Source organism: Bifidobacterium sp. ESL0690 (assembly GCF_029392315.1).
Lineage (GTDB): Bacteria > Actinomycetota > Actinomycetes > Actinomycetales > Bifidobacteriaceae > Bifidobacterium.
On record NZ_CP113939.1, the window covers coordinates 483,963 to 505,118 of the forward strand.

Annotated in this window: 17 protein-coding genes and 1 tRNA gene; 14 read left to right on the forward strand and 4 right to left on the reverse strand. The window is 47.1% G+C overall.

What is annotated here, in order from left to right; all coding sequences use genetic code 11:
- The first annotated feature begins 6 nt into the window (after positions 1 to 6).
- The 7 genes from OZX62_RS01835 to OZX62_RS01865 all read left to right on the forward strand — a co-directional run bounded on the left by OZX62_RS01835 (position 7) and on the right by OZX62_RS01865 (position 5,128).
- The gene (locus OZX62_RS01835; RefSeq protein ID WP_277176353.1) at positions 7 to 1,212 is read left to right on the forward strand and encodes a pyridoxal phosphate-dependent aminotransferase; all 1,206 of its coding nucleotides are present in this window, start codon (positions 7 to 9) and stop codon (positions 1,210 to 1,212) included.
- A 118-nt stretch (positions 1,213 to 1,330) separates the two neighbouring features.
- Positions 1,331 to 1,406, forward strand: a tRNA-Trp gene (locus OZX62_RS01840).
- Between the two features lie 29 nt (positions 1,407 to 1,435).
- Positions 1,436 to 1,663: a preprotein translocase subunit SecE gene (secE, locus tag OZX62_RS01845; protein ID WP_277176354.1), complete on the forward strand. Its 228-nt coding sequence runs from the start codon at positions 1,436 to 1,438 to the stop codon at positions 1,661 to 1,663.
- A 30-nt stretch (positions 1,664 to 1,693) separates the two neighbouring features.
- On the forward strand, positions 1,694 to 2,599 hold the full coding sequence (gene nusG / locus OZX62_RS01850; RefSeq protein ID WP_277176355.1) for a transcription termination/antitermination protein NusG: 906 nt from the start codon (positions 1,694 to 1,696) through the stop codon (positions 2,597 to 2,599).
- A gap of 301 nt (positions 2,600 to 2,900) precedes the next feature.
- Positions 2,901 to 3,329 carry a 50S ribosomal protein L11 gene (rplK, locus tag OZX62_RS01855; RefSeq protein WP_277143602.1) on the forward strand — a complete coding sequence of 143 codons (429 nt, stop codon included), beginning with the start codon at positions 2,901 to 2,903 and terminating at the stop codon, positions 3,327 to 3,329.
- A gap of 13 nt (positions 3,330 to 3,342) precedes the next feature.
- The gene (rplA, locus tag OZX62_RS01860; RefSeq protein WP_277176356.1) at positions 3,343 to 4,038 is read left to right on the forward strand and encodes a 50S ribosomal protein L1; all 696 of its coding nucleotides are present in this window, start codon (positions 3,343 to 3,345) and stop codon (positions 4,036 to 4,038) included.
- Positions 4,039 to 4,450: 412 nt separating this feature from the next.
- Positions 4,451 to 5,128 carry an HNH endonuclease family protein gene (locus tag OZX62_RS01865; protein WP_348519299.1) on the forward strand — a complete coding sequence of 226 codons (678 nt, stop codon included), beginning with the start codon at positions 4,451 to 4,453 and terminating at the stop codon, positions 5,126 to 5,128.
- Positions 5,129 to 5,408: 280 nt separating this feature from the next.
- Here OZX62_RS01865 and OZX62_RS01870 read toward each other — a convergent pair whose 3' ends face one another.
- Both OZX62_RS01870 and OZX62_RS01875 read right to left on the reverse strand, forming a co-directional pair.
- Complete coding sequence (locus tag OZX62_RS01870) at positions 5,409 to 7,187, reverse strand: MDR family MFS transporter (RefSeq protein WP_277176357.1); 1,779 nt, start codon at positions 7,185 to 7,187, stop codon at positions 5,409 to 5,411.
- 394 nt (positions 7,188 to 7,581) lie between these two features.
- On the reverse strand, positions 7,582 to 9,279 hold the full coding sequence (locus OZX62_RS01875) for a sugar transferase (protein WP_277176359.1): 1,698 nt from the start codon (positions 9,277 to 9,279) through the stop codon (positions 7,582 to 7,584).
- Between the two features lie 175 nt (positions 9,280 to 9,454).
- Between OZX62_RS01875 and OZX62_RS01880 the strand changes: the two genes are divergently transcribed.
- The 7 genes from OZX62_RS01880 (at position 9,455) to OZX62_RS01910 (ending at position 18,668) form a co-directional block, all read left to right on the forward strand.
- Positions 9,455 to 10,576, forward strand: coding sequence for an acyltransferase (locus OZX62_RS01880; protein WP_277176360.1), 1,122 nt, complete (start codon positions 9,455 to 9,457; stop codon positions 10,574 to 10,576).
- A gap of 149 nt (positions 10,577 to 10,725) precedes the next feature.
- Positions 10,726 to 12,552 carry a DUF4012 domain-containing protein gene (locus tag OZX62_RS01885; RefSeq protein WP_277176361.1) on the forward strand — a complete coding sequence of 609 codons (1,827 nt, stop codon included), beginning with the start codon at positions 10,726 to 10,728 and terminating at the stop codon, positions 12,550 to 12,552.
- A 113-nt stretch (positions 12,553 to 12,665) separates the two neighbouring features.
- Entirely contained in the window at positions 12,666 to 13,742 is a 1,077-nt protein-coding gene (locus tag OZX62_RS01890) for a glycosyltransferase family 4 protein (RefSeq protein ID WP_277176362.1), read from the forward strand.
- A 113-nt stretch (positions 13,743 to 13,855) separates the two neighbouring features.
- Complete coding sequence (locus OZX62_RS01895) at positions 13,856 to 14,857, forward strand: glycosyltransferase (RefSeq protein WP_277176363.1); 1,002 nt, start codon at positions 13,856 to 13,858, stop codon at positions 14,855 to 14,857.
- Between the two features lie 97 nt (positions 14,858 to 14,954).
- Positions 14,955 to 16,097 (forward strand): polysaccharide pyruvyl transferase family protein, encoded by a 1,143-nt coding sequence (locus OZX62_RS01900; protein WP_277176364.1) that lies wholly within the window; start codon positions 14,955 to 14,957, stop codon positions 16,095 to 16,097.
- A gap of 23 nt (positions 16,098 to 16,120) precedes the next feature.
- A complete protein-coding gene (locus OZX62_RS01905; protein ID WP_277176365.1) occupies positions 16,121 to 17,608 on the forward strand; it encodes an oligosaccharide flippase family protein in 1,488 nt (495 codons plus the stop codon).
- A 46-nt stretch (positions 17,609 to 17,654) separates the two neighbouring features.
- Positions 17,655 to 18,668 carry a nitroreductase family protein gene (locus tag OZX62_RS01910; protein ID WP_277176366.1) on the forward strand — a complete coding sequence of 338 codons (1,014 nt, stop codon included), beginning with the start codon at positions 17,655 to 17,657 and terminating at the stop codon, positions 18,666 to 18,668.
- 56 nt (positions 18,669 to 18,724) lie between these two features.
- Here the strand turns inward: OZX62_RS01910 and OZX62_RS01915 are convergent, their stop codons facing one another.
- Both OZX62_RS01915 and OZX62_RS01920 read right to left on the reverse strand, forming a co-directional pair.
- Positions 18,725 to 19,288: a hypothetical protein gene (locus tag OZX62_RS01915; protein ID WP_277176367.1), complete on the reverse strand. Its 564-nt coding sequence runs from the start codon at positions 19,286 to 19,288 to the stop codon at positions 18,725 to 18,727.
- Between the two features lie 750 nt (positions 19,289 to 20,038).
- Positions 20,039 to 21,040, reverse strand: a complete 1,002-nt coding sequence (locus tag OZX62_RS01920; RefSeq protein ID WP_277176368.1) for a glycosyltransferase — start codon at positions 21,038 to 21,040, stop codon at positions 20,039 to 20,041.
- Positions 21,041 to 21,156: the final 116 nt, after the last annotated feature.

The following is a 21,156-nucleotide window of genomic DNA, read 5'->3' on the forward strand; positions in this document are numbered from 1 at the left end:
ATAAAAATGGCAGAGTGGCAGACGTTGAGTGACCGTATCAATTGTGTGGCACCGAGTGCCACGCTGGCTGTGGATTCAAAGGCAAAAGCGATGAAAGCCAGTGGCATCGACGTCATCGGTTTCGGTGCCGGCGAACCTAATTTCCCGACCCCTGATTACATCGTTGATGCGGCTGCCGCAGCTTGCCGAGACCCGAAAAACCATCGTTACACCCCGACCCCAGGCCTGCCGCAACTGCGTAAGGCTGTCGCCGAAAAGACGCTGCGCGACTCCGGTTACGAGATTTCACCCGATCAGGTCGTGGTGACCAATGGTGGCAAACAGGCGGTCTATGAGGCCCTGCAGATTCTGATCAATCCCGGCGACGAGGTCATCATTCCCGCTCCCTATTGGACGACCTATCCCGAGGCTGTGAAGCTGGCCGGCGGCAAGCCCGTCACGGTTTTCAGTGGTCCGGAAAACGGTTTCGAGCCCACCATAGAAGCGCTTGAAGCGGCACGTACACCGCACACCAAGGCCATTTTTGTCAACACGCCTTCCAATCCGACGGGAGCGGTTTGGAGCGAGCAGACCGTGCGTGCGGTAGGCGAGTGGGCCGTCGAACACCATGTGTGGGTCCTGAGCGACGAGATCTACGAACACCTGACCTACGACGGCGAGAAGACCGCGTATATCGGCGCGGTGGTGCCGGAAGTCCGTGATCAACTTATCGTCATGAACGGCGTGGCCAAAACATATGCGATGACCGGCTGGCGTGTCGGTTGGCTGATCGGCTCCGTTCCGGTGGCCAAAGCCGCGGCTAAGCTGCAGGGCCATATGACTTCGAACGTCGCCGACGTTTGCCAGCAGGCAGCTTTTACGGCTGTCTCCGGCTCTCTCGATGCGGTCGCGATGATGCGCAAGGCGTTTGACAAACGTCGCAAGGCCATCGTCGAAGGCCTCAATGCCGTCGATGGTGTCACTTGCCGCACTCCCAAAGGTGCGTTTTATGCTCTTCCCGATGTCACCGCTCTGCTGAACCGACCGCTCGGCAAGAACGGATCCGTCGCCAAAACGTCCTCCGAACTGGCCGAGCTGCTGCTTGAGGAAGCGCACGTTGCGGCCGTTCCCGGAGAAGGTTTCGGTGCTCCTGGTTTCCTGCGTTTCTCGTATGCGCTTGCCGACGACGATCTGGCCGAAGGCATGCGCCGCTTCAAAGAATGGGTCGGCTGAAAACTCCACTGTCCGCGACACGAGGAGTGGACGAAACCGCAGAAATGGGCTAAACTATTCCTTCGGCGGTTTATGTCGCATGGTCTCGTGCTTCGAGTATTGTGGACAGAGTTCACCTAGGGAAGTGGCGCAATTGGTAGCGCAACGGTCTCCAAAACCGTAGGTTGTGGGTTCGAGTCCCGCCTTCCCTGCCAAGTAATCACAAGCCAAACGAAGGACGGATATGGCGAAGGCACACGAGTCTGAAGAGAGCGTCAAGCCGAACATTTTCATGCGTATCGGCTTGTTCATCAAGCAGGTTATCGACGAGTTGCGTAAGGTTGTCACCCCGACCGCTAAGGAGCTGGCCGGTTGGTCGATTGCCGTGTTCATTTTCGTAGTTCTTCTGATGGCCCTCGTTACGGGTATGGATTTTGGTCTTGGCAGACTGACCCTGTGGATCTTCGGCTGAGCATAAACGATTTTAAAGGTGACTAACAGCATGGATAATGAAGTAAATCTCGAAGGCTTGGACGCATTGCCCGATTTGCCGGATGGCGATCAGACTGCGGCTGAGGCTTCCAGCGTCGATAGCGCTGCGCAAGATGCCGTTGCAGGTATCGAGAATGCAGGCGAAACCGATAACACTTCCGACGATTCTGCGGATAGTGCTGCCGTCGAGAGTTCTGAGACAACTGAAGGTGGAGACGATAGCGCTGCCGACACGGCCGATAACGCTGCCGAAGCGACTACTGATGCCACGGCGAACGCCGAGGGTGAAGATGCTGACGATGCCGGCGCGAAGGCCGTCAAGGAATTCTCCAAGAGCCTGCGTGGCTTGGATGGCAAGTGGTATGTGCTCCACACGTATTCCGGCTATGAGAAGCGTGTGAAGGCCAACGTCGAATCCCGTATCCAGAGCTATGGCCTCGAAGACCAGATCTTCCAGATTGAAGTGCCGATGGAAGAAGTCGAGAAGCATACCGACAAGGGCAAGAAGGTCGTTACCCGCGTGCGTGTGCCCGGTTACGTGCTCATTCGTATGTGGCCTGATGAGAACGCCCGTCGTATCGTTCGCGAGACGGAAGGCGTCACCGGTTTCGTCGGCCCCACCAAGGAGCCCGCACCGTTGAGCCGCAAGGACGTCGTCAAGATGATGGCTCCGATGATCGCTTCCCAGGCGTTGAAGGAAGCGGGCGACAAGCCTGCCGCCGCCAAGAAGCGTACCGTCGAGGTTTCCTACAAGGTCGGCGATCAGGTCACCGTCATCGACGGACCATTCGCCACGATGGCTGGCGCGGTTTCCGACGTCGAGCCCACCACGCAGAAGCTCACCGTTCTGGTTTCCATCTTCGGCCGCGATACGCCGGTCGAGCTCGGTTTCAGCCAGGTCGAAAAGATCGTCTGATTCCGTTTTAACTAGTTTTCAGTAATGATGCCGCAGGTCGCAAGGTCTGCGGCACCATTCATATCGGGGTCATTGTTACTGATTGAAGTAATAACTGTTGCTGAATCAGCGCTGTCATTGTCGTGCTTGGTTGGAATAATAGAAAGGCTTGTGTCTGGAGGGGAGACCCGCTAGCACAGCACAGCAATATCAGTTGCGGGAGGAGACCCGTGACACCTGATATACCAACGGTTTTCGGCATATCGCAAGGTGTCGTGGGCGACCGTCATTACCGCACGGACAACGAAAAGGAGCCATTTCTATGGCTAAGAAAAAGGTCACTGCGCTGATCAAGCTGCAGATCGAGGCCGGCAAGGCCAATCCTGCCCCGCCGCTCGGTCCTGCCCTCGGTTCGCATGGTGTCAACATCATGGACTTCTGCAAGTCCTACAACGAAGCGACGAAAGACAAGATGGGACAGGTTGTTCCTGTCGAAATCACCGTCTATGAGGATCGCTCGTTCGATTACATCCTTAAGACCCCGCCGGCCGCAGCGCTTCTGCTCAAGGCCGCAGGTATCAAGAAGGGCACCGACAACCCGCTGACCCACAAGGTCGGTTCCGTCACTTCGGCACAGGTCCGTGAGATCGCCGAAACCAAGATGGCCGATCTGTCCGCTCGTGACGTCGAGGCCGGAATGAAGATCATCGCGGGCACCGCCCGTTCGATGGGCATCACGGTCGAAGGCTGAGGGAGGATAACAGATGGCTAATAAGCATTCCAAGAAATATCGTGAATCGGCCGAGAAGGTCGACGGCAGCAATCTGTACACCGCTTCCGAAGCTATCGCTCTGCTGAAGAGCATGCCCGAGCGCGGTTTCGATGAGACCATCGAAGCCACCTATCGCCTGGGTGTCGACCCGCGCAAGGCGGACCAGCTGGTCCGCGGCGTGGTCAACCTGCCCAACGGCACCGGTAAGACCGCAACGGTTCTCGTGTTCGCACGTGGCCCGAAGGCTACCGAGGCTGCTGAAGCCGGCGCCGACCTGGTCGGTGACGACGATATGGTCGCCAAGGTTCAGGGCGGCTTCCTCGACTTCGATGCCGTGGTTGCTACTCCCGACATGATGGGCAAGGTCGGCCGTTTGGGCCGCGTGCTCGGCCCCCGTGGCCTCATGCCGAACCCGAAGACCGGCACCGTGACCATGGACGTGGCCAAGGCTGTCAAGGATATCAAGGGTGGCAAGATCGAGTTCCGCGTCGACAAGAACGGCAACCTGTCGTTCATCATCGGCAAGAAGTCCTTCGATCAGAAGGCTTTGGAAGAGAACTTCCAGGCCGTTGCCGCAGAGATCAAGCGTCTGCGTCCTTCCACTGTGAAGGGCCGCTACATCTCCAAGGCGACGCTCACTTCGACGATGGGCCCTGGCGTTCCGCTGGACCTCGCACCGCTTTCCTGAGGCGTCTAAGACGTAGTTGAATCGATAAGTTGCCCGGTACCCTTCAAAGGGGGTGCCGGGCAGCTTTCGTTTTGTATCCGAATCTTTATTTTTCTATATCGTTTCTTTCCACCAAAGGGTGTTATCAAGAAATCTTGATTTTTCGTTAAAAAGACCCTTGAATCTTGCTTTTCTTTCTGGATTTTTATATTCATGAATCATGGCAGACGTGATTCTTCCGTTGTGATTTATGCGGCGATAAGAAATATCAAAGAAAGATATAGGGCAAAACATGATGATTTGGTGTAATAGAGAGGCTATTTGTTCGAGACCCAATAACTATGGCCATTGGGCTATTCATGGCAGCAGAAGCGGCGGTAGTGCCCATTTTAGACGGCGGCGTATTAACTTTGACAGTCTTCTGGTTCGATTCGTGATTTTGCTGGTAGCTGCTTGCTTTATCGGGATTGCGACCGGATTGGTGCTGCCGAAAGTGAGCAAGCCGCTTGCTCAGATGACCGGCCAGTACGTGGCGACCGGTCCGGTGGCCCAGGTATTGGCGACCTTGCCGGTTGACGATCACCCGAGCACTCGCGGTTACGACAGAGATGCGTTCGCTTACAACACCACCGACGACGACGGTGACGGCTGCACCATCCGCGACGACATCCTCAAGCGCGACATGACCGCCATCAGGTACAAAGCCCCAAGCCGATGTCAGGTCAAAACCGGTGCTTTACAGGAGCCATACACCGGCAAATCCATCCGTTTTGTGCGTGGCAAACAGACGAGTGCCGCGGTGCAAATCGACCATGTGGTGGCGCTGGAGAACGCCTGGCAGTCGGGCGCGAGCCAGTGGGATGCGGCCACGAAACAGCAATATGGCAATGATGCTTACAACTTGCTGGCTGTCGACGGCCCCGCCAACCAGCAGAAGGGTTCCGCTTCGGCCGCTTACTGGCTTCCCGCCAATCGCAAGTTCCGTTGCGCCTACGTCGCCCGTCAGGTCGGCGTGAAGCAAAAATACAATCTCACGGTAACCACCTCCGAAAAGGAGGCCATCTCCAAAGTCCTGCGAACCTGTCCCGCACAACAGATTCCAAAACGGTGACACTAATGTCAATCACTTTCCAAGTTTGTTATGAGCTACAACCTACGAGACATGTTTGAGATAGGGAGAAAAAATTAAGAGATGCAGCAATGCGGAAGAAAAAAATTGCGCTTAGGATAACTTGAATCATTCTGGTTTAACGGAAAATTGAATGGCGAATAGCACTAGTTGCTCTTACTTAAAGATGTGTGGCGCTTAAGGATATAAAAACGCCGATGTCCATCTTCGAATTCAAGATGAGCATCAGCGTTTTCACAAAATCGCAAGATAAAGTTGCCGCTTACTCTGCTTGCTTATGCAGATGGATGCGCGGGACACGGACGTGACGCAGCGTGCGGTTGGCGAGGTCGCGGGCGGAACCGGCGCCTTGGCCGCGCACGCCGAAGAGCACGAGCATCACCATGCCGAAAGCGATGACCGAGCTGATGATCAGCGACATCCTAATACCCCAGACATTGGCGAGTATGGCAGCATTATGACGGGAACCCATCAAAGGCTTGAACACCTTGGTGAACTCTTCCATCAAGATGACCAGAACCGGCGCACCGATGGCTCCCGAAATCTGGCGGACCGTGTTGGTGACGGCGGAACCCGCGGAAACGCTTCCGGGAGTAAGGCAGTTGAGCGACCACGTCGTAATCGGCATCAGCACGAAGCCCATGCCGATCTGACGAATGAACTGGCAGATCGAGACCCACCAGATCGGCACGCCCATACCGATGAAACTCATCATGATGGTGCCGGTCATCAACGTAAAGGAACCCAGTAGGGCCACCGGACGTGCACCGAATCGATCGAGCAGACGCCCGCCGCCGAACTGTGAGATGCACTGCCCGAGTGCGCCGGGCAGCATCACCAGGCCGGAAATCGTGGCGGAATAGCCGCGGTCGTTCTGTATGAAAAGCGGGATGATGACGGTGATGGAACTGAAAGCGAAGAAGCTCATGGCAGCGGTGATGGTGCCGACACGGAAGTTCTTGTTTTTCAAAACCGTCAGGTCGAGCAGCGGCGGCTGCAGCTTGCGAATTTTCTCGATCTGCTCGCGCACCTTGGGCGTCTTGAAATGTTCCTCGACTTTGGCCGCAGAATCCGGATCAGCCTGCAGGCGCTTGATGGCGGCACGAAGCTCGCTCATACTCTTCGGCTGATTGGCCATTTCCTCGAGGTGCTTGCTTTCCTCCAGGTCTGCGATGAGCTTCTTGAGCTGGGCCTTGTAACGATTGGCACCCTTGAGCTGGCGGACGACGAACCACACGATGCCGACCAGGCCGACGGCCATGGGTAGCCAGACCACCGGGGCGGTGAACGCGTAAGCCTCGATGTTGGTGAAGCCGAAAAGTAGACCGCCGAAACCGATAACCGAAAGGCATACGGAGAAGAAGTCGGCCTTGACCTCGCTGTCGCGCTCGCCGAAGTTGTGGAGGAAGAAGATGGCCAGTACCAGCGCGATCGCACCGACGACGGTCAGCGAGACGAAGATGGAACGCCAGCCGTTGGCATCGGTCTGCCAGCCGCCGAAGGTCGGGCCTATGGCGGGAGCGACGCTCATGGCCACGCCCACGGTGCCCATGGCCATGCCGCGCTTGGACATCGGGTAGACCGAGAAGACGATGATCTGCAGCACCGGCCACATCACGCCAGAGCCGATGGCTTCGAGCGTACGCCCGGCGAGCACGAGGATGAAGCTCGGCCCGAACCAGGCAAGCACCGAACCCAGCGTGAAGATCGTCATGGAAGTGATGACGATCTGGCGGGTCGAGAAGCGGCGGGTGAGGTAGGCGGTGAGCGGCACCATGACGCCCTGCACGAGCTGAATGACGGAGGTGAGCCACTGGCCGGTGGTCACGTTGATGCCGAATTCGTGGACGATGGTCGGCAGCGCGGCACTCAGCTGCAACTGGGTGAAGTTGCCGATGAAGGTAATAAAAGTCAGGATGGCGATGGAAACGAAAGCTGCGTGGCTCAAGTGTCCGTCGATGTACGATTCCTCTTTGGTAAGAGCTTGCGACAAAGGTCGTTTGGAGGGAGATTTTGCTGGTGTTTGCGCGGAATCAGACACGATCAGTCGCTCCTTCTTTGTTGCGCTGAAATTTTCATTATTATTACCTGCATACGTTTTTCACTATATCCAAAAACACTCGATTATGACTTCAGCGTAGAAGAAAAAAGATTCACTACCGCCTCGTCAACTCGGTTCAGGTTACACCATTAACCGGATGGTTGAACATGGCAGTGTCATATGTTGTATGGATAGCATCATATGTTGTGCGCCGATAGTGCATTTACCGAAGAAAATAAGAAAGTGTATTGTGTTCTGCGGATGAATGAGAATGACTGTGAGAACCTTTGGCAGTTAGATGAAATCTCGAAAATGAAATTTCATTTTATCTATTTAATTGTAACGGATTTTGATAACTCGACTGAAGCATGCATTGTATTAGTCAAGCAAAAAATCACATGCCAGTGCCACGTATCATTACCATCACAGTTTTAAGCAAAATAGCGATGTCGCCTGTGAACGACCAGTTCTGAATATAAGAGACATCGGCAAATTCCGATTGTTCTTTGTTCAGCGCACTCCTCCCGGACACCTGCCATGGGCCGGTTATACCGGGTTTCACCAAAAGTCGAGAAGAGTAAAGAGTGTCGTACTTGGCCACTTCCTCGGGCAGCGGAGGGCGTGGACCGACCAGACTCATATCGCCTTTCAGCACATTGAAGAACTGTGGCAGTTCATCAAGTGAAGTCTTACGAATGAAATGTCCGAATTTGGTGATTCGCGGATCATCCTTCATCTTGAAAATGAATCGGTCCTGCAATCCGTTTTCTTTAGCGAGTTTCGCTTTCAGTTCCTCTGCGTCGGGACGCATTGATCTGAACTTATACATGATGAAGGGTCGGCCTAAAATACCGATTCGTTTTTGTGAAAAAATCACTGGTCCCTTATCTTCCCGATGGATCATATAAGCGATAAGAATCATCGGAATGCCAGTGAGGATGATGGCGACGATTGAAAGGGCAATGTCCATTACGCGTTTGAGTATGCGTGCCCGTGTCGTGTATTGTGGCAATTTTGCCGTTAATACAGGCATGTTCGGATCATTGCGGAAATGGAGGGAAGCCCCGCCAAGATCGGCCACAGAAGTAGCGATGGCGAGTTCGATGCCCATCGATTCGACTGCCAACGACAACGTGCGTGTCGTTTCCGAATTGTGCGAAAGCACGTCGGTGATGAGGACCGTATGGGCCTTGAAAATTTTGGCCGTTTCCGCAAGATGGGAATTTACCGAAAGGACCTTCAATTTGGCTTCCTCTTCATTTTCTGGAATGAAGGGAGTCGATATGAGATGTTGGGTGTTTGATTGTGCGGATTTCTCTGATTTGTCAAGAGCCACGGGACATACAGCTATCGGTTTGTATCCGATGCCTGAATCCTCTTGCAGTTGTTTGCAAACTTGATGAATCGCCTTTGGTGAGCCGATGAGGATGGTCGAATAGACAAATTCGCCTTTTCTGCGACTGTAGTGAAGGGCACGGCGCATGAGCCAACGTTCCAGCAGTGTCAGGCAACCGGTAAACAGGGGGACGCCAAAAGCCAAAGAACGTGGAATATCAAGTTTGAGAATATAACCAAGCGTACAAATCATGACGAAGTCGATTAAGGCTGCTTTGAGAATTTTGCTATATAGTTCGTACCCTTCGCCCATGACGTGCCGTGAATAGGCTTCGCATATCAACAGACTGATAATCCACGCGCATATGGCGAGCAGGATGAATTCCAGAATCGCGTTGTTGTGTGGTGCGCGGCGTTGCAAATAAAAGCGGCTGTCAGGATAAATAAGGAAGGTGATTATCGATCCAATAATCGTCATCAAGACATCGAGAACAACAAGACAAGAAGTATATAAATAAGCCCAAGAAGGTTGTGAGTAATCGAAAAGAGCTTTACCCTTTAATTTCGATTCATTCGCAGAAAAGTACGAGCCGTCGAAAAAATCTTTGGACTCGGGTGATCCCTTTTTCCCGTTTTGGTTTTGCGACGAGGAAATCGAACGGCATAATTTGGAATGAGTTCTTTGCTTGACTGCACCATCAGAAGATGAGGGAATGAGCCCATTATTTAGGCGATTTGCGTCATCGTTCATCGTCATCTTAGACTCCTCCGATATCCTTCCCTCGATTAAGGATATCGGAATCATTCGATATTTGTATTTCTGCGTGTTTAATTGCTCTTTATTTAATAAATATACGGTTAAATGTATTTCATGGTTATTTTTGGGTATAACATGTTCTAGTTGAAGCAGTTTTCGGGGCTGAAAGGAAATCGTGTCTAATAAACCAGCTAAGAAACGTGATTTCGCGTTGGATATTGTCAGAGTAGTAGCGATATTTCTCGTAGTTATATGTCATACTTGCTTTTATTTGGAGCGAGCTAAGCAACATGTGTTTTTGGCCCGTGATTTCGTTTTTACATTTGCGTGCCAAGGCGTGCCACTATTTGTCATGCTGACTGGTTATTTGATGTTGAACCGGAAATATGATTCTGAATATCTTCAAAAATTCGTTAAAAGGAATCTTATTCCACTTTTCGTCTGTTTTGAAATCTGGAATATGATATTTTATATTCTCAATCGTATATATGGAGCACCTTATTCGTTTAAAAAAACGCTTAAGGTTGCATTCTTCCTCGGGACTCCGGGTAACGTTCTCTGGTTCCTTCCTATGATATTTTGTCTTTATCTTGGAATGCCACTGGTCTCACGCTTCTTGGATTTTTTAATTTCTCAAGGCAATCGTGTTTACCTTGGCATTCTTCTTTTCTGCCTGATTGTTTTTGGAACCCTTGTGCCAAGCTTCCAGCAAGTGTTGGAAATGTTGCATCCATTGTTAGGAATTAATTCAACAGTGACGAGTGAAATGCAAATGAATGTTTTTGGTACTGGAGCTTGGGGCGGTTCAGTATGGATGCTCTATCTCATCATTGGGTATGTTTTTAATCGTTTTAGCCATGAAATTAGAAAGATTCCCACCCCTGTCTTCGTTTTGACATTTATCGTCCCTTACCTACTCCTTGTAGCTTTTAGATATGTAGCTTGGAATCACCGTGTTTATTCAGAGTTCACGGATCCATATTCCAATTGCTTGTTGGTCATTTGCTCTGCTTCCGCTTTTGTGATTTTGCACAGGATTTGCAATGCTAAAGCGGTAAATGGGAAATTTGCTTTGTTTATCGAGCAACTCTCCAAGATTTCTTTTGGTGTTTATGTGATTCATCCGTGGATTACTTATTTGTGCCAACATTATGTTACGTCGATGGCAACCAATACGGCGGGTCAGTGGGCTGCATTCCTGATTTCGCTTGTTATTAGCTATGTTGGATCCGCTTTGATTGTGCAACTTATTCAGTATGTGAAACCTTTGCGGAAATGGCTTTTTCTTATGAAATAGAGCCTTACAGGTCATATCCATTCGTCCTGGTTACTTATGTTTCAATTGACTTTATAATTTAGCGAGACTGTGCAGAATATGTACAAATCCCATGTTTCTCCTCATCATGGGGAATAATAGTTCCTTGTTGTATAACGAAGGGATGGGATATGCGTGAACCGAGAGGTAGGCACATAGCGGCTAGTGTGCGTTTGCGCCGACATCGTGTTTGGCCATGGTTGTTGTTGGTGTTATTCGTATTGGTGCTGGCCATTGTTGGGATAGGCAGTCGTTTTTATTCCGAAGCTAAGGCAGTAAAGGCTCACGAACAACGTGCCGTTAGCATGCTTAGTAGCTTTTCGGGTACCAATAATCTCAATTCTCTCGATCAGATATCGCAAAAATTGCCACAGGTGCAAGATGAAACGCGGCAGGCGAATGAGATTTCCCATGGCACTCTTTGGAATATTGCCGCCAAAGCCCCCTATATTGGTAACGATATCAAGACGGTTCAAGGCATGACCTCCTCGGTTGATGGCATTGTACATGATTCCGTACCTCAGTTTCTTGAAGTGTTTGAGTCTTTGAAAACAGCAAATTTGAGTGCAGGCAATGGACAGATTAACCTCCAACCGATCATTCAGGCTCAGGGAACTATGAAGGACGCCAACACGTCAATGCAACAACAAGTTGCTAACTACCGTGCGCTTCCTGGTAACAAGGCGCATATCGGTATGGTTCGCAGGTCCTATCTGATGGGCAATATGAAATTAAGCGCACTGGCAAAGAAAGTGAATCAACTTGCAGGAACTTTTCAGATCGTTCCTGATTTTCTTGGTGCTAAGCAGCCTCATCATTTTGCTGTGATGAACATGACTACTTCAGAGGCTCGTTCTGCGGGCGGACTCGTCGGTTCTGTGGGGTTGATGACTACCAGTAACGGGCAGATTTCCATCGGCAATTTTCAACCAAATACTGCTTATTTCCCTTATGGTAATGGTGGGCCAACAGCCAGCGAACAAGCAATGTTCCATGATTGGGGACCGTTGAATATGTCATTTGACATTAGAGATCTGGCGGTTTATCCCGATAATGCGAGGACTGCCCAGTCGATGCAGGCAATCTGGAATCGGACTCCGTGGGGAGAGAAGCAGCCTATTGACGGGGTGGTTATGGTTGATCCCGTATTTTTGCAGAAACTTATCGCTGTTAATGGAAATGTGAAGCTTTCAGATGGGCGTGTTCTTACAGGCATGAATACTGCGGAATTTCTGTTAAACACAATTTATAAGCAATATACTCCACAACAGCAGGATGTTTATTTTAGTGAGGTTTCCACGAAAGCAATCGGCAGTATGTTCAGCGGGCTGAATATCGGGAAACTTATGCAAGTTTCTTCGATTGTCGGTAGTATGGCGAAAAACAGGCATTTTTCCATTTATTCATTTGATCAGACCATGGAGCAAAACTTCAACGCCAATGGTTATACCTCGCAAAGTCCCAGTGATGAGACCAAGCCGGAAGTGGGCGTCTATGTTACTCAGCAGAGCTCGTCAAAGATGGATTGGTATGTTCACCGTTCCAGCAAAATTACCAAAACGAGCGGTGCGCCTATTGGTCAGCAAACATATCATGTTGAGTACACCATGACCAATACATTAAGCAGCAAGGACGTATCAGCCTTACCGCAGTATATTATCGGCTCTCCATACTCACAGATAGGGGTCGGTCATGGTGTAGAAAAGACGCTGATTTATGCTCCAGCAGGCGGTTCCATTGGCGGCATTAAAGTCAGCGGTACAGCAAATGTGCCTGTCCCAAGTCAAAAAACATTGAATGACAAAGTTGTATATGCCACCGTGGCGGATTTGGCTCCAGGCACGTCGGTCACATTTTCTTTTGATGTGACCACATCTTCTAAATCCACGGCGGAATTGGGCTTGGACCAGACGCCAATGGGTTGGGAAGACCCTGGAATCGCTCGTATGAACTACTGAAGCAATGCGTCGAACACGACTTGAGAAGCTTACTTTTAGGCATATATTCGGTGTATGTTGATAACATCGGTTGAATCATAGAATTTGTATGGTTTTGTGGAAGGAATGAGACCTTGAAAATCTTGATGATCATAAACTGGAAGATTCATTACGTCTCTGAAACACCTAAAAACCTCCAGCCTTCAGATTACTGGATCAAGGGTCAGCCTTTTTGGTTCCTAAAATATTTTGACAAGCCTGTCGATGTGGATGTTGTCGATATATCTGCCCCCAAAACTATCGAAAAACTGGAGAAGAAGCTTCATTTTCATTTTTTGCAAGTGCTGCGGGTTCTGCGTCGGCTCAATCAGTATGATGTCATATTGGCGCATGGAACAGATAGTGCTGTGTTATTGGGGGCGTTGAAGCGCATATTCCACCTGAAAACGCCTCCCATAGTCGTCGTCGATATCAGCTCGTTCCATCAAGCTGATACCAGTGGTTTAGTGCACAAGCTTTGCGTCTTCGCCAGTAAATCCTTTGATTGGTTGATTTATCTTGTCAGTACACAGATTACTTACTTTCGTGAGTATTTTCCATGGATTGCTGATAAGTCGACGTTCGTTCGTCAGGGAGTCGATGGTGAATATTGGGGGCAGAAAAAATATTCTGAGATTCCAGAGCGCGATAAATATCTGATATGTGTGGGTTATAGGCGTCGGGATTGGAAGACGCTTATAAGAGCTTATGAGGAGTCTGGCATCAGTCAAAAACTTTTGCTGGTTGGCAATTCAAAGATACAGACCAATAATCCTAATATAAAAGCATTGCCTTTTGTGCCAATCGATAGGCTTAATCAGCTTATTGTGAATGCCTCATTTTCTGTGATACCTCTAGATGACTTCAACTATGCATTTGGGCAGACGACCATGATGCAACAAATGGCTTTGGGGGTCCCTTTAATTGCTGCTGATGTTCCGGCTTTGAGAGACTATATTTCTCAAACCGACGGAATAATGACATATCAGGCTTATGACGTCGACGATTTGTCTCATTGCCTTGTTGAACTTGCTTCTATGGGCAGTGCAGAAAAAGAGAAAATGTCTCTTGCTAATATAGAAAGCATCAAAGATGCTTTGAGTGAGAAACGTATGGCGAGACGATACGAAGAGATAATCGAACGAGTGATTTCTGCCTCTTCGGTAAAGTGAAGGTTCGATAATCGATGAGAGTGTCAATTACCGGATTGTTTTCCTGCTAAAAATTGCGGGTCTGCATTCGATATGTTGATAAGGTATCGAGAGATTTAGAGGGAGAGTCGCCAATGCTTGAAAAAACGGAATATGGACAAATGGTGCCACAGGTCTCTGTAATTGTCCCGGTTTATAATGCTTTGCCCTATTTCGATCAATGTCTGAGAAGTCTTAAAAAACAGACGTTAGAAAATATTCAGGTTATTCTTGTTGATGATGGTTCGACTGATGGATCCTCTCATGTCTGCGATTATGTAGCAAGAGATGATTCTCGTTTTTCTGTCATTCATCAGAAAAATAGTGGGCAGGCGATTGCCCGTAATGTGGGTATCGATCAAGCACGTGCCGATTACCTTATGTTTGTGGATGCTGACGATTATATCGGTGTGGATTGTTGCAGGCGCGCATATGAGTCAGTGACGAAAGAGTCGGCCGACGTGGGGGTCTTCTGCTTCAGGAGGTTGCCGGAAAGTGCCACGCACACCTTGAAGCATGGGCCTATTGAAGGCGTGAAAACAAGGGATAAAGCGTTGGAGCTAATGACGATTGGAGATGTTGGAAGTAACATCTGGAACAAGATATTCGCTAAACAGCTCTTTCAGGATATTCGGTTTCCCCCAAACCGCGTTTTTGAAGATCAGGCGACTACCTGTAAACTTATCGAAAAAGCCAATAAAGTTGTTTTTATTGATAAACAATTGTATTTTTACCGTGATAATCCGCATAGCACGGTTAATTTGTCTGGCGCAACATGGGAACACCGAGCCAAGACATATCATGATGGTTTTATAGCCACTATGGAATTCAATAATTGTCTGCAAAGGCATGGCATTTCGCCTGATCAGCATGATAATTCGAGGTTCATGGCCTGGCAGGCATTGTTATATTGCCTTTTCCACGTTTCCCAATATCAAGGCAAGCTGTATAAGCAAGCTGTTCAAATGCTTAAAGACACGAGGATTAGACGAGGCTTGGGTTTTAAAGTCGTTTGCGCCATGCTTATTGCCAGATTTAATAGCACAATGTTCGTCTTCTGTTGTCTTATATTTGAAAAGTTTTTTAAAAAAAGATGAGTCATTTTTTATTTGAGACAGAAACACAAGATGAGATTATTGCGATTTCGAGTTGCTTAGTGTTGCAATATTACATTGTTTGCCTAAGCATATCCGTATGATTGTCTTTATGAACCAAAGTTTGGAAAATATGACCGTTGGGATTCTGACAGTAAATGACCAGTCAAATTATGGTAATCGTCTGCAAAATTATGCAATACAAAAACTTCTTGGCCGGTTTTCACATGATGTTGTGACAGTATATGGGTATTTAGGATGCAATAACAGTTTCGCATTACTCAAGAAAAAAATGAAACGGAAATTCCTTCATCCTTTGAAGACTAGATTGTTTGCCGGTTTGCCTTCATCTCGTCAATTGTTAGGCAGGCAGCGTAGACGTTTCGATGAATTTACTGCTCGATATATCAATGATACGCGGTGTTCCGTTTCATCGGTATCTGGACTTGAAGCAAAAGGCCAAAAGCCTGGGATTTTTGTTTTAGGTTCTGACCAGATCTGGAATGACCGATGGTTGACGCCATCTGATTTGGTACTCCGCCTCGGTGGTTTTTCTGCTCAAGAACCAGTAATCAGCTATGCAGCAAGTTTCGGAGTGGATGAGGTAGAAGATAACTATAAAAAGATATTCGAAAGTTATTTGCCTCGCTTGTCTGCTATATCAGTTCGTGAGGAAAAGGCTGTTTCTTTGGTGAAGTCTCTTTCAGGACAGCAGGCCCAAGTTGTGCTCGATCCTACTCTCATGCTTTCTCCTGATGAATGGTTGACTATTACTAACGGCTTCGTTCCTGATGACGATCGATATGTGTTGACCTATTTTTTGGGTAAACCTACAGCAGCCCAGGATGCTCGGATCCGTCAGTATGCCGAAGCAAATCATTGCAGAATCAGAAGAATTTTGGATCCTTCGGATCCAGAGACTTATGTTGCTGGGCCTGCTGAATTTGTGGAACTTATACAAAAAGCGCAATATGTGTTTACCGATTCCTATCACGCCTGTTGTTTCTCGGTACTCTTCAATGTGCAATTCAAAGTGTTTAGTAGGTCAGGAATTGAGAAGAAATCGAATATGAATTCCCGCATGGAGACTCTTTTCCATTTATTTGAACTTGGGAAAACCATGGAGGATGAAGACAATTCTAAGCCCATTGACTATGAAAAAGTAAATCGTTTGCTGGATTCTTTGCGCAATCAGTCAAATGAGTGGCTTTTCAATGCTTTATCTGCCGCCGAAATCAGGTAAGTGACGTGTCTGTGCAAAGGGCGATGGGAGCGACCCTTGGTTATGTCAACGTCATCACCAAGAATGTGGTCAATCTGATATATACCCCCATATTGATTCGCATGCTGGGTCAAGGGGACTACGGTGTCTTTCAGATGACTAATTCCGTGGTAATGGCGTTGTCGGTGTTGTCTATGGGATTCGATTCCGCCTATGTTAGATTTTATTCACAACGGAAAGCCAAACATCAGGAATCTGAAATACGGAAGCTCAACGGAATGTACCTAACCATATTTATGGTTATGGCCGTTCTATGCCTGATTTGTGGTCTTGTTTTATTCGCAAATGTCAACCTTCTCTTTTCGAAGGGATTGAATGCTCATGAGCGTGGCCTCGCAAAAACGCTTATTGGCATTCTCATTTTTAATGTGGCAATCACATTTCCGGGTACTGTGTTTGATTCTTACATTATGGTGCATGAGCAATTCATTTTTCAGCAGACTCGACAGCTGTTCACAACACTTGCTGTTCCGGTTTTAGCTGTATCCGGCTTGTTTTTGGGCTTCGGTGCGGTAGGCGTAGCACTTGCCCAAGCCATCATGACAACAATCTTGTTGATTCTCAATATCAATTATGCATGCCGGAAACTCGGCATGAAATTTGATTTTCATTCCTTCGATGTCCCGCTTTTTAAGAGTATCGCTATCTTTAGCTTTTGGATTTTCTTGAATCAGTTGTTCGACATGGTAAATAACAATGTTCCCAATTTCCTTCTTGGAGCTATGGCCAGCGCTAAGGTTGTTGCTGTTTTTTCGGTCGCTATACAGATTCGCAACATATTTTTTATGATGTCTACAACGATGTCGAATGTTTTCATTCCCAAAATCAATAATATGGTGGTCACGAAAGATGATAATGAGGATTTGACACATCTTATGACAAAAGTAGGGCGATATCAGATGATATTGTTCTGCCTGCTCTATGGCGGTTTTGTGCTTGTCGGTCGTTATTTTATTCGTGTTTGGGCTGGGCCGAGTTTCGATGATGCATATTGGATGATTTTGATTATGACATTACCAGTTATGATTCCTTTGACTCAAAACACAGGAATCGAAATTCAACGGGCTAAAAACAAGCATAAAGTTCGTAGTTGTATTTATATTCTTACTTCGGTAATAGACGTGGTAATCAGCGTTGTACTTATTCCCAAATACGGATATTGGGCGACGACATGGGGATACGTAGTCAGCATTGTGCTTGGTACCGGATTGTTCATGAATTGGTATTATCAGTTCAGAATCGGTCTTAATATGGTGTATTTTTGGAAGAAAATGCTGCCGTCGATGGGGGTTGGGATTGCTACTCTGTCGATTTGCGAGCTATTCGCTCATCTCACGCGATTGTCTGGATTGACTGGATTTTTGGTTAATGGATTTTTATATGTTTTCATTTATGTTGTGGCGATTTGGCTGTTTATTATGACATCACAGGAAAAATCCAAGTTGCTGAGGAAGCACGAGATGAAAGCTTAGAATAAGAACATCGAAATTCTATAATATTCATTGAGAGGAATATACCATGACAGTCAAGAATGCATTTAAATCAGCAATGTCTCCTACTTTAATCAATAAAGCGAAAACTCTTCGATATGATTTAGATGTTTTACGCTATGGTCTCGGTTTTTATCGTCGTTTTGTGCGAAATGCCGCATTCCCCAGCAATAATGGACAGAGCCAGCTTGAGGCCCGTTTGATCTTCAACGCTCATTCTTTGGAAAAAGGTCTGAGCCATCTTGATTTTCGCCCTGGATTTGGTAAAAAAGCCGTTTTGAATCTAACCGAGATAATGAATCGATGGCAAAAAAATGGCTATCCGAATGAAGCATTCGGCTATGTCGAGGCGCTCGCTGTGCTTAAGGCTTATCAGCAAAAACACGAATCCTTGAATAAGCCTTTGCCGGATTTCTTTGTTTCTTCGACGACTTTATTTGCTGAGCAGATAGCTGCAGCAGATTCGTCCAGAGCCGGGGCGCGACGAGAAGCGACTCAACTTCATATTGGTGGTAACGGCTCATATGCTGATGTGATTACTTCGAGATGCAGCATAAGGGACTATTCGGATGAGCCTGTAAATATCGATGCCGTTAAAAGAGCGGGAGAATTGGCCTTGAAAGCGCCGTCTGTCTGTAACCGGCAGCCGGCAAGACTTCATATCATCACGAATACCGCGCTGATTCATGAATTATTGCAAGTGCAGGGAGGTATGTTAGGATATGCGGATCCACCAGTATTGCTTCTTGTGATTTCAAAGATGTCAACGATGTTGAATCCTACTGAATTACATGAAGCGTACATCGATGGTGGTGTATATTCCATGGCTTTACTCGGGGCTTTGGAAGCCGAAGATTTGGGTGCGTGCCCGCTTAATACAATGTTTGGCAGAAAGCAGGAATCGAAAATCAGAGATTTGCTCCAACTGCCAGATGATGACGCTTTGATTATGTTTATCGCGGTGGGTCACAAACTCAAAGTTGATTCCCACCCTGTATCTCGTAGAAAATCGCTAAATGAGGTCATCAGCGTCCATTCATAGGTATTTTGGAACTGTGAAAAAGTGGCAGACTGGATTTCAGTCTGCCACTTGGCGAATTACTGTGCTTTCACTATTGATTTATGATGTCTAAGTGATAGTCGGTGATTGTCAGTGAATGTTTCTTCATCGCTTTGTTTGTCAGATGCGAAGCACGCTATCGTCAGTAGTACCAGAGTCCAAGAAAGAGGGTTTGGAATACTGGAAGAAGTAAGCATTCCTAGGAATTCGTAGGTCATCAGTAGATAAGCATAGAAGCTCTTGCGAACGATGGCGAAATAGCATAATGCAAACGCGAGTACAGCTATGATGCCGATTTCCATATACATCTCCACGAGATCCATTTCAAGATAACGGCCGATAAGATCATAGCTGCTTCCATAGCCGTATGAAAGATAATGTTTGTTTTTCCAAAGCGAGAGAATGTATTCTCTCCCTGTTGTAAATTTGTAGAGACTGGCTTTGCTTATTTTGTTTGTAAACAACTCTCCCTTGACAAATGCTGTATAAAAATAAGTAACAATCGGAAAAACAAGCGCAGTAAGGAATGGAATATATCGCGGAATTGTCCTTCTGAGTTTTACGCAGACATTCAGCAGCATGAGGAACAATGCGAAAAGCATTGATAAGCGCTTATGAGCGAATAAAACGAAGACGAAGCTGAGAATCCAGCACGTGTTGTAATAAGTTTTGTGCTTTCGAGCAGTGTCTGAATATCTGCAATAATTTAGAAAATAGAATAAGATTGGAAAGAAATTATTGTGACTTTCCAATTGAGTGTCTCCATTGTCGAAATACAACAAATAGTTTTGTAGAACAAAGAAGCGTGATATTCCAGTTCCTTCGACGAATATATAAAAGAAGATACCTATCCACAACAGTATGGTAAATACGAATTCAAGCTCTGGAAGCGATATTAGATTTATGAGTACGTAGCTATAGAGTGCAGGCATAAGTAACAAAGCGATTTGCACATAGATTCGTTTGGTGAAAGGGACGCCAACTTTATAAGATTGTATGCAGTCCAAAATAAAAACAAAAACACAGAATATTGGGATCACCAGGATTGTCATTCCGTAATTCTGGAATTTGGCACGATGGGCTCTGTAACGACAGAAAAGTTCGATATATCCGGCGACGGTAAATAAAATAAGAGAGTAATAACGTATATTGTCATGGGCTTTTCCCATAGCGGTTTCGGTTGCGAACAGAAAAAGTATCGCGGTGATAATTAGTCCTATCGAAGCCAAAGACAAATTGCCGTTTGTCTTACTTTTATTTTTCATACTATTCCCTCGCCGATGATTTACGTTCTGTATTCGCTATTACTAGATTAGTAGACATACCAATGAGATGAAGTTTTGTCTTACTATTTATGCTTTTCTAAGAGTATGGTATAGCCGAATCGATATTCTATAAAGCCATGAACTGGCAAGGAAAATGGTGAATTGGCTTTTCTTCATTACTGACCAGAAATCAGCATCATGTATATATTTTTTGTTTTCTCGTACCGCGGTCTTGAAATGTTTCAGAGTATTGCTGTCACAGTACATATGATTTTCAACAAACTGGTTGTATACCGTTAAAACCGATGAAGCATAAGCCGCATGTCCCACGACTTTTAACTCTGGGTATTTGGCGTCAAGGAAATCCATCTGTTGCTTTGCGGCTTCTTCAAAGTCAAAATTGATCTTCTTGCTTTTGCTGATGCTGTTGACTCGCTGGAAATAGTTGTAGAAAGGTTGGTCTATGAATGCTATATGTTTCGCAAGTTCAAATAAAAACGGCATCACGAAAAAATCCTCGCTAAGCTTGCCGTCGGGGAAACGTATGTTGTCGAACAAAGAAATATCGAATAATTTAGTACATGCACTCATGTCGAACAGACGATATGAGTTCATTTCGGTGATTGCCTGATCGAAATTGAATATTGTACTTGCCGGTGCCGCTGCATCCAATTTGCTTCGAGTTTTCACGTTTCCATTGTCGTACACATACTGCATTCGGCAGACTGCCAGTCGGCACTTTGTTTCGAAGATTGTATTCAGGAGTGATTCATACATATCAGGTTCAATCCAGTCGTCGCTGTCAATAAAACCTATGTACTCTCCATGCGCGATATTAATTCCAGCATTTCTCGCCGAAGCAAGCCCGCCATTTTGTTTATGGACTACCTTGATGCGGTCGTCTTTTTTTTGCAGTGCATCGCATTCTTCTGCTGAACCGTCAGTAGAACCATCGTCGACTAGAATGATCTCGAGATTTTTATAGCTTTGTATCAGTATGCTGTCAACACATTTCGTCAGGAAGGAATGAACGTTATATACCGGAACTACCACAGAAATAAGAGTCTGCTTCATTGTCTGTGGTGCCATTTCTCTGCTCCTCGCCTGTTAATTGTGACACAATCAGTATAAAGTAACTTGTCAACAACAAGTAGTTTGTCGAGCACCGGTCCTGTTTGTATAATAGTCGGATGTGTGTTAATCGT